The organism is Streptomyces sp. SID3343 (genome assembly GCF_009865215.1).
Lineage (GTDB): Bacteria > Actinomycetota > Actinomycetes > Streptomycetales > Streptomycetaceae > Embleya.
Window position 1 is genome coordinate 1 of the sequence record NZ_WWJX01001011.1, and the last position, 8,225, is coordinate 8,225.

The following is an 8,225-nucleotide window of genomic DNA, read 5'->3' on the forward strand; positions in this document are numbered from 1 at the left end:
AGCAGACACGTGCACGCGGCGTCGTACTTCCTGATGCCCGAACTCGCCCGCGCACTCCCGGACCTGCTGGGCACCGCCCGCGCCCACGGCGCCGGTACGTCGCTCGACACCAACGACGACCCCATCGGGCGCTGGGATCCCGTCGGCATCGCCGCGGTACTGCCCGTCGTCGACATCCTGCTGCCCAACGCGCGAGAGGCCCTGGCCCTGGCCGGCCTCGACGCCGGCGGCGCACCGGAGGAAGCGGCGCAACGGCTGGCCGCGCACGGGCCGTTGGTGGTGGTCAAGAACGGCGACGAGGGTGCCTTCGCGCACGACGGCCACACCCTGCTGCGCACCCCCGGCATCCCCGCGCAACCGCGCGACACGGTCGGCGCCGGCGACAGTTTCAACGCCGGGTACCTCGCCGCGATCCTCGCCGGCGAACCCCGCGACCGGGCCCTGGACATCGCCGCCGCATGCGGCGCGCTGTCCACCGCGGCCCACGGCGGCACCCCCGCCCAACCCACCTGGGACGAAGCCCTCGCGGCCCTCGCGGCCGTCACCCGCAACGGAAAGAACCAGCGATGACCACCACCAAGATCGTATTCGTCGGCGCCGGCAGCGTCGTCTTCACCCAGGGGCTGTTGGCCGACATCCTCGCCTTCCCGGAACTGCGCGACGCGCACATCGCGTTGCACGACATAGACGCCGAACGACTGGCCACCGCACAGGGCGCGGCCCGCCTGATCGCGAACGACCTGAACGCGAACCCGCGGATCACCACCCACCTGGACCGGCGCGAGGCCCTCGAGGGCGCGCAGTTCGTCATCAACATCATCCAGGTCGGCATGCGCGAGGCCACCAGGACCGACTTCGACGTACCCGCCCACTACGGCCTGCGCCAGACGATCGGCGACACCCTGGGCATCGGCGGCATCTTCCGCGCGCTGCGCACCTTCCCGGTGCTGCGAGCCCTCGGCGAGGACATCGCCGCGGTGTGCCCCGACGCGTGGCTGCTCAACTACACCAACCCGATGGCGATGAACATCCAGTACCTGACCCAGGCCACCGGACTGACCCGGGTCGTGGGACTGTGCCACTCGGTGTTCTGGACCACGCACGGCCTGGCCGAGATGCTGGACATCCCGCACGAGGAGATCGACTACCGGGCCGCCGGCGTCAACCACCAGGCCTGGGTGCTGCGCTTCGAGCACAACGGCGAGGACCTGTACCCGCGGCTCGACGCCCTGATCGAGAAGGACCCGCAACTGCGGCGCCGGGTACGCGTCGACATGTACCGTCGCCTCGGCTACTACCCGACCGAGACCAGCGAGCACTCCAGCGAATACGTGCCGTGGTACCTGCACCACGACAGCGAGATCGACCGGCTGCGCCTGCCGGTCGGCGCCTACCTCGACATCGTGGACGAGAACATGGCCGCCTACGAGGAGACCCGCCGCGCGCTCGCGAACGGCGAACCGGTGCCCGTCGAGCCCACCATGGAGTACGCGCCGCAGATCATCCACAGCATCACCACCGGGACCCCGCGCACGATCTACGGCAACGTCCCCAACCGCGGCTTGATCGACAACCTGCCCGCCGAGGGAATCGTCGAGGTTCCGTGCCTGGTCGACGCGTTGGGCGTACAACCCACCCGGGTCGGCGCGCTCCCGCCGCAGTGCGCGGCGCTCAACCGCGCGTACCTGAGCGTCAACGACCTCGTCGTGCGGGCCGCCCTCGACGACGAGCCGCGCAACATCCGGCACGCCGCGATGGCCGACCCGGCCACCGCCGCGACGCTGCCCGTCGAACGGATCTGGGATCTGTGCGACGACATGGTGCGGGCCCACGCCGACCTGCTCCAGCCCGGGTTGCGGGCGACGCTGGGGCACTGACACCGGTGTCGGGGCCGGCGGTGGACCGCCGGCTCGCCCGCCCATCCGCGTGTTCCCGCCCTGGGGTTCGCGCGGGTGGGTCGGCGAGCCGGTGGTCCACCGCCGCCGGCTCCGGTCTGTCGAGTCTTTGTTCACTCTCCGTCGTGGGATGTCGCGAGCGGAGCGTGTCGCGAGCAGGCCGTGCCGCGAGCACGTCGTGTCGTGGGCAGGTTGTGTGGCGAGCACGTTGCCTGGTGAGCAGGCCGTGTCGTGACCACGTCGCGTCGTGAGCAGGTCGTATGGCGACTACGTTGCGTCGCGTCCGTGTCGGGCCGCGGCCTTGTCGAAACCGAGGAAATGATGAGCGAACTACGCGTCGGTGTCGTGGGCGTCGGTCAGCGCGCCGCCTTGGCGGTGCGGGCCAATATCCAAGGCGTGGCCCGAGTGGTGTCCTGCGCCGACCCCTCCCCGCGCGGCCGGGCCGACGCCGTCGCCCTCTTCGGGCCGCAGGTCGTCGTGCACACCGACCACCGCTCCATGCTCGACGACCGCCTCGATGCCGTCTTCGTACTCACCCCGGACGATCGGCACGTCGAACCCGGCCTCTTCTTCCTGGCCGCGGGGGTGCCCGTCTTCGTGGAGAAGCCGATGGCGATCACCGTGGAGGACTGCGACCGACTCCTGTCCGCCGCGCGGGAGTTCGGGACCCGGCTGTACGTCGGTCACAATTTGCGCCACCTGCCCGTGCTGCGCCGGATGCGGGAGATGATCGACGAGGGGTCGATCGGACGGGTTCGTTCGGTGTGGTGCCGGCACTTCGTCGGCCACGGCGGCGACTACTACTTCAAGGACTGGCACGCCGAACGCGCCCGGACCACCGGCCTGTTGCTCCAAAAGGGCGCACACGACCTGGACGTGATCCACTGGTTGGCCGGCGGCTACTCGCAGGACGTGGTCGCGATGGGCGACTTGGCCGTGTACGGGGACAATCCCCGGCGGCCGTCCGGCTCCGGCGAGTCGGGCCAAGCCGGCGGCGCGGACGCGGCTCGGGTGGGGGACTGGTTCGATCCCGACGTGTGGCCGCCGGCCGCGGTGACCGGGTTGAACCCGGTGGTCGACGTGGAGGACATCAGCATGATGCTCACCCGCCTCGACAACGGCGTGCTGGCCAGCTATCAGCAGTGTCACTTCACCCCCGACTATTGGCGCAACTACACCGTCATCGGCGACGAAGGACGCCTGGAGAACTTCGGCGACGGCTTGGAGGACGACCACCCGTCGGTGAGCCTGTGGAATGTGCGCCGGTCCGGCTATCGGCCCGACCCCGACCGCACCGAGCATGTCGTCGGCGCGGACGCGCCGCACGGCGGGGCCGACGCGGGGCTGGTCGCGGAGTTCCTGCGCTTCGCAGCCGAAGGCGGACCGACCGACACCTCCCCGGTCGCCGCCCGGCAGGCGGTGGCCGCAGGGGTCGCCGCGACCACGTCGCTGCGGGCGGGCGGGGTACACGTCGACGTGCCGCCGCTCGCGCCGGACCTCGTCCGATACTTCGCGGCCCACCAGGTCGAGGTACCCGGACCGTAGGCGGGCGGCCGGCTCGCGGCGGGTGCGGTGGCCGTGCGGCGGCCCGCGTTCCCGCTCCGCGTCGTGACGTCGATGGGGCTCGTGTCGCGTTTCTTCAAGCCGGTGGGCACGCGCCGTACGTACGGTCGGATCATGACCCAGGCAATCAGTGAACTGATCGACGGCGCGGCGGCCGAGGCGGTGCCCGTGGTGCGCGGCATCGGCGACGACGAACTCGACCTCCCGACGCCGTGCGCCGACTACACCGTGCGCGACCTTCTCAATCATCTCTTCCAGGTGGTGACGAACTTCCAGGCCCTCGCGGCCAAGCAGCCCGCCGACTTCGCCACCACGCCCGACTACCTGAAGGGCGACTGGCGCGGCCGGTTCGCCGAGGAGACAGCCAAGCTCGGCGCAGCGTGGGCGGCGCCGGACGCGGAACAGGGCGTCTCGGCGGGGATGGGCCTGCCCTCACGTATCGTCGGCAGCATGGCCCTGCTGGATGTGACCGTGCACGCGTGGGACCTCGCGCGCGCCACCGGCCGCGACTACGCACCCGACGAGCAGGGCATCGAACCGCTTTACACGCTGGTCGACACGATGTCGGCAACCGCTCGTGAGATGAACGTGTTCGGCGAGCCGGTGGCCGTCCCGGCCGACGCGTCCCGCTTCGACGGCCTACTGGCCGCCACCGGTCGCGATCCCCACTGGCGTCGCGAGCGCTCGGCCGGCTGACCCGAAGTTCGGCCGCCCTGGTTGTGGCGGTGGGCGCGGCGGGCTCGGATTCGGGTTCGGTTCGGGTTCCGGCTCGGTTCGCGTTCGGTCAGGTTCGCAGCCGGGTCAGGATCTCGCGGATGTCGTCGTGGGTGTTCGGGGCGTCGTCGGGCCGGCCGAGGCGGTGCCGTTCCCAGCGGATCGCGCCGATGTGGCGGGCACGATAGTAGAGCGCGCGGCGCGTGGCGGCGGGGGAGGTGTCCGCCGGGCCGTATGCGTCCCGGAAGGCGTCTCGTTCGGCGCCCTGTCGGCGGTCGGCCATGAAGACGGTCCAGTCGGCGGCCGGGTCGCCCCATGACGTGCGGTCGCAGTCGAACACGCCACTGATGGTGGGCTCGGCGGCCCGGGGGTCGATCATGACGTTGACCGTCCACAAGTCGCCGTGCAGCAGCCGGGGTTCGGTGATCTCGTCCAACAGCCGACGGTCCGCCGCGGCGGCGGCGGCCACCGCGCGCACGTCGGCGGCGGGCAGACCGGAGAGGTCCAGGTCGGTCGCGATGGCCTCCAGGGACGCGACGAGTGCGTCGCTCCACGTCGGATGCCCGGGCCCGGCGACCGGCCCGAACCGACACCCTCGCACCGAGTGGACGTCCTTCGCGATCACCCCCATTCGGCGAAAGAACGTGCCCCAGCCGGCCCGAGGGTACGCGGCGAGGCCGTCCCGCGCCGGAACGCCGTCGAGCAGGGTTTGGAACAGGTAGTCCCGGCCGACGATCCGGTGCGTGAAGTCGATCCCGAGCAGGCGCGGCAACAGCGGCGCGATCGGCGCGAGATAGGGCAGGCTCGCGTGTTCGTTGCGCATCAACTCGCGCTCGGCACACCCCTGCCGCCCCGGCTCGGGGGCGACGCGCAGGATCACCGGGCCATGCCGGTCCAGGTCCAGCCGATAGGTGCTGTTGTAGCCGCCGTTGCCCAGTTCCACGGCGGAGAGCACGTGGGTCCGTTTGCCGAGGACCCGAGCGCACATCGCCTCGATGTCGGCGGCGGTCACGGACTGCTGGAAGGCGTCACGGGCACGCTCGATCGGCCGAAATCGCATGCCCCTGCCTCCCGTTCCGGCCTTCGCTTTCCGTCCGCTCCTCGTCCTGCTCCCGCTGGCGGTTCCGCTCTCGCCCGGGTTTCGAGGAATTGTCGTCGGCAGGCCGTTCGTGGGCGATCGTAGTCGAGCCGAACCGGTCACCGAGGGCAATCGGAGATCCCGGAAGCCCGTGCCGACGCGCGAGTGAGGTTGCCTCCGCGAACTCCCTTTCCGCCGAGGCCCGGTCTCGTGCGGATCGAATGCGCCGACGACGTGAACCGGCGGGTGACGAGCCGCCGTTGACGTGCGCGGACTGGTCGGGGGCCGAGGGCAGACGTCGGGGCGGTGCCTCGTGGGTCCGGGCACGGTTCCACGACCGCCGACCCGGGGATCGGGTCGGCGGTCGTGGAGGAGCCCCGGGGCGGTGGTTCGGGGTGTTGTCGGTGCCCCGGGTCATCGGCTCGGAATCCCGACTGCCTCGGGCTTCGGTCCGGTCAGAAGGTGACGTCCGAGCAGGAGTAGAAGGCGTTCGACGTGTCGGCGACATCCCAGACGGCGAAGATCAGGGCCTTGCCGGTTCGACCGGCCGGGAGGGTACCGGTGTGCACGGTGTGTGCCGCGGGCTGCTTGCGGTTGTAGGGGACCGTCAGGAACGGCGTACTCTCCAGCGAGGCGCGGGTGAGCGTTTGGGTGGGGCTCCAACTGGGCTTGGTGACGTAGTAGCGGAACGACGTGGTCGAGTGCCGGGCCTCGATCTCCCAGTTGAAGTTGAACGAGGCACCGGAATTGACGTGAGTCGACGGCCAGTTGCCGTTGCGGGGGTTGTCGAGCGGCGCCCAGCGGGAGTCGCCTCCCGCGCACAGTTCGCCGTCTACGGGCCCACCGGCCGGGTAGCCCTTCGGGCCCTCGACGCTCTGCGGTTCCCACTGGATGTCGCCACAGTTGCGGACCGTGCCGTCGCCGCACAGGGCGGAACGGCTGGGCGGGCTCGAAATGAACCCGTGGGCGGAGGCGGAGGAAGGCCACATGAGGGGGAGGGCGATGGCCGATGCGCTCAGCGTGGCCACAATGGTTTTCTTGCGCATGGTGCTTCTCCTCGTGAACGAAGTCGTGCCGGGACTGGCAGACTCGTCCGGAGCGCGGTCTCGAAGCCGACAAGCAGGTTTCGGAACTTGGCTTTCGAGTCGACGGGGACGTCGATTCCGGTCCGAACAGGCCGAGCGTGGAGCCACGCGGCTCGGGTGCGAGCCGCGCCGATGCGACCTGCGCGGGTCGCGTGCCTTCGTTGCCGGGAGCGCGTGTTCACGTTAAAAGGACTAGACCAATTTGGTCAATGGTTCGGGCTGCGGGATTTTGCCGCGTCGTCCGCGAATCGCCGGCCCATCGGTACGGCAATCGTGTCGTCACCAGCGGGAACGCCCGTGGGGCGAGGGCAGCGACGAGGCACGGGCCGCCTCGAACATTGCCCCCCAACGACAACCTCGTACGACGACCTACGGCAAACCTCGTACGACGACCCCGCACGGACGAGTCCCGCGGGTCAGGTCAGGGTCGCCGCCATGCGCTCCACGGCATCCGCGACCCGCTCGGGCGAAGTACCCAGGTTGAACCGGGCGAAGCCGCGCCCGGGCGGACCGAACGTCGGCCCCGACGAGAGCGCGACCCGGCCGCGTCGCAGAAACGCCTCGGCCGGGTCGTCGCCCAGCCCCAGCGCCCGACAGTCCAGCCACGCGAGGTAGGTCGCGCGCGGTGGGACGTAGACCACCTCGGGCAGCCGCTCCGCGAGCAACGTGCCCAACAGCAGCCGATTGGCGTCCAGGCCCGCCAACAGGGCGGACAGCCACTCCCCGCCCTCGGTGAACGCCCTTTCCGAAGCGAGCACGCCGAAGTGCCCGGCGCCCGCGCTGACTTCCTCGTGGATCCTGGCGACCTCGCTTCGCGCGGCTTCGCCCGGCACCGCGAGCGCCGCCTTGAGCCCCGCGAGATTCCACGCCTTCGACGCCGAGCACAGCGTGATCGAGCGCGCCGCGGCCGTGGCGTCGAGCGACGCGAACGGTGTGTGGGTCGCCTCCGGATAGGTGAGCGGGGCGTGGATCTCGTCCACGACGACCCGCACGTCGTATCGGTCGGCGAGCCCCGCGACGGCGGCCAGTTCGTCGGGGGTGAGCACGATGCCGGTCGGGTTGTGCGGGTTGCACAACAGGTAGGCGTCGGCACCGGCGGCGAAGTCGCGCTCCAACCGGTCGAGATCGAGGCGAAATCCGTCCGGGCCGAAGGCGAGCGGACTCTCCACCACGTGCCGGCCGACCCGCTCGAGCCAATAGAAGAACGGCGGATATCCCGGCGTGTTCACCACGACGCGCGCGCCCGGCTCGGTGACCAGGGTCAGCGCCTCGACGATGCCCGACATCACATCCGGCACCAGGCGCATGGCGGCGGGGTCGGGCCGCCAGCCGTAACGCCGGTCGGCGAATCCGGCGAACGCCTCCGGCAGACGCCCCGCGACCGGGTAGCCGGTGTCACCCAGCCGCACCGCCTCGATCAGCGCCGCCGCGATCGGCGGCGCCGTCGGGGTGTCCAACTCGGCCACCCACATCGGCAGGACGTCGGGCTCGTACTCCCGCCACTTGACGCTGCGCCGTCGCCGCAGTTCGTCGAGGTCGTACGCCGTCAGCGGAGTGTCGGCATCGATGCTCTCCCACGAGGTCATGGTGGCCTTTCGCGTTCGGGTACTCGGGAATCGGAACCCGAGTCATGCTCGCGCACGCGTGAATGGGTAACAAGGACGCCGGCGCGGCACGCGATCGGCGTCACGCCCGACGTGTCGGCCGGGCGATCGGCGCTGGTGTCGAGCGTCTCCGGCACGGCTGCGCCGATCCCGGTGGCCGTCACGCTCGGCCCCACCGCAGGCACCGACAGCACCGCCGCGATGGACCTGATCGGCGACGACGCCGCCACGCCCCCCGCGCCCCGGAGGCGCAGACCGAGTCGCGCTTTCCCCCGCCGACCACCTC

At 70.9% G+C, this 8,225-nt stretch carries 8 protein-coding genes; 4 read left to right on the forward strand and 4 right to left on the reverse strand.

All coding sequences use genetic code 11. From position 1 onward, the window contains the following. The 4 genes from GT354_RS31775 to GT354_RS31790 all read left to right on the forward strand — a co-directional run. On the forward strand, positions 1–570 hold a 570-nt coding region (locus tag GT354_RS31775; RefSeq protein WP_237535674.1), incomplete at its 5' end, for a PfkB family carbohydrate kinase. Further along, positions 567–1,877: an alpha-glucosidase/alpha-galactosidase gene (locus GT354_RS31780; RefSeq protein WP_161359839.1), complete on the forward strand. Its 1,311-nt coding sequence runs from the start codon at positions 567–569 to the stop codon at positions 1,875–1,877. The genes GT354_RS31775 and GT354_RS31780, both read left to right, overlap by 4 nt. A gap of 339 nt (positions 1,878–2,216) precedes the next feature. Next, positions 2,217–3,440: a Gfo/Idh/MocA family oxidoreductase gene (locus tag GT354_RS31785; RefSeq protein WP_161359840.1), complete on the forward strand. Its 1,224-nt coding sequence runs from the start codon at positions 2,217–2,219 to the stop codon at positions 3,438–3,440. Positions 3,441–3,572: 132 nt separating this feature from the next. Then, positions 3,573–4,154, forward strand: a complete 582-nt coding sequence (locus GT354_RS31790; RefSeq protein ID WP_161359841.1) for a TIGR03086 family metal-binding protein — start codon at positions 3,573–3,575, stop codon at positions 4,152–4,154. 88 nt (positions 4,155–4,242) lie between these two features. Here the strand turns inward: GT354_RS31790 and GT354_RS31795 are convergent, their stop codons facing one another. The 4 genes from GT354_RS31795 to GT354_RS31810 all read right to left on the reverse strand — a co-directional run. Beyond that, entirely contained in the window at positions 4,243–5,232 is a 990-nt protein-coding gene (locus GT354_RS31795; RefSeq protein WP_161359842.1) for an aminoglycoside phosphotransferase family protein, read from the reverse strand. Positions 5,233–5,705: 473 nt separating this feature from the next. After that, complete coding sequence (locus GT354_RS31800; protein ID WP_161359843.1) at positions 5,706–6,296, reverse strand: lytic polysaccharide monooxygenase; 591 nt, start codon at positions 6,294–6,296, stop codon at positions 5,706–5,708. Positions 6,297–6,751: 455 nt separating this feature from the next. Beyond that, entirely contained in the window at positions 6,752–7,921 is a 1,170-nt protein-coding gene (locus GT354_RS31805) for an aminotransferase class I/II-fold pyridoxal phosphate-dependent enzyme (protein WP_161359844.1), read from the reverse strand. Next, a partial coding sequence (locus GT354_RS31810; RefSeq protein ID WP_237535675.1) for a hypothetical protein occupies positions 7,918–8,225 on the reverse strand: 308 nt, incomplete at its 5' end. The genes GT354_RS31805 and GT354_RS31810, both read right to left, overlap by 4 nt.

Coding starts and splice junctions, on each gene's coding strand:
- GT354_RS31790 (WP_161359841.1), top strand. CDS start 3,573: ATGACCCAGGCAATCAGTGAACTGATCGACGGCGCGGCGGCCGAGGCG.
- GT354_RS31780 (WP_161359839.1), top strand. CDS start 567: ATGACCACCACCAAGATCGTATTCGTCGGCGCCGGCAGCGTCGTCTTC.
- GT354_RS31800 (WP_161359843.1), bottom strand. CDS start 6,296: ATGCGCAAGAAAACCATTGTGGCCACGCTGAGCGCATCGGCCATCGCC.
- GT354_RS31785 (WP_161359840.1), top strand. CDS start 2,217: ATGAGCGAACTACGCGTCGGTGTCGTGGGCGTCGGTCAGCGCGCCGCC.
- GT354_RS31795 (WP_161359842.1), bottom strand. CDS start 5,232: ATGCGATTTCGGCCGATCGAGCGTGCCCGTGACGCCTTCCAGCAGTCC.
- GT354_RS31805 (WP_161359844.1), bottom strand. CDS start 7,921: ATGACCTCGTGGGAGAGCATCGATGCCGACACTCCGCTGACGGCGTAC.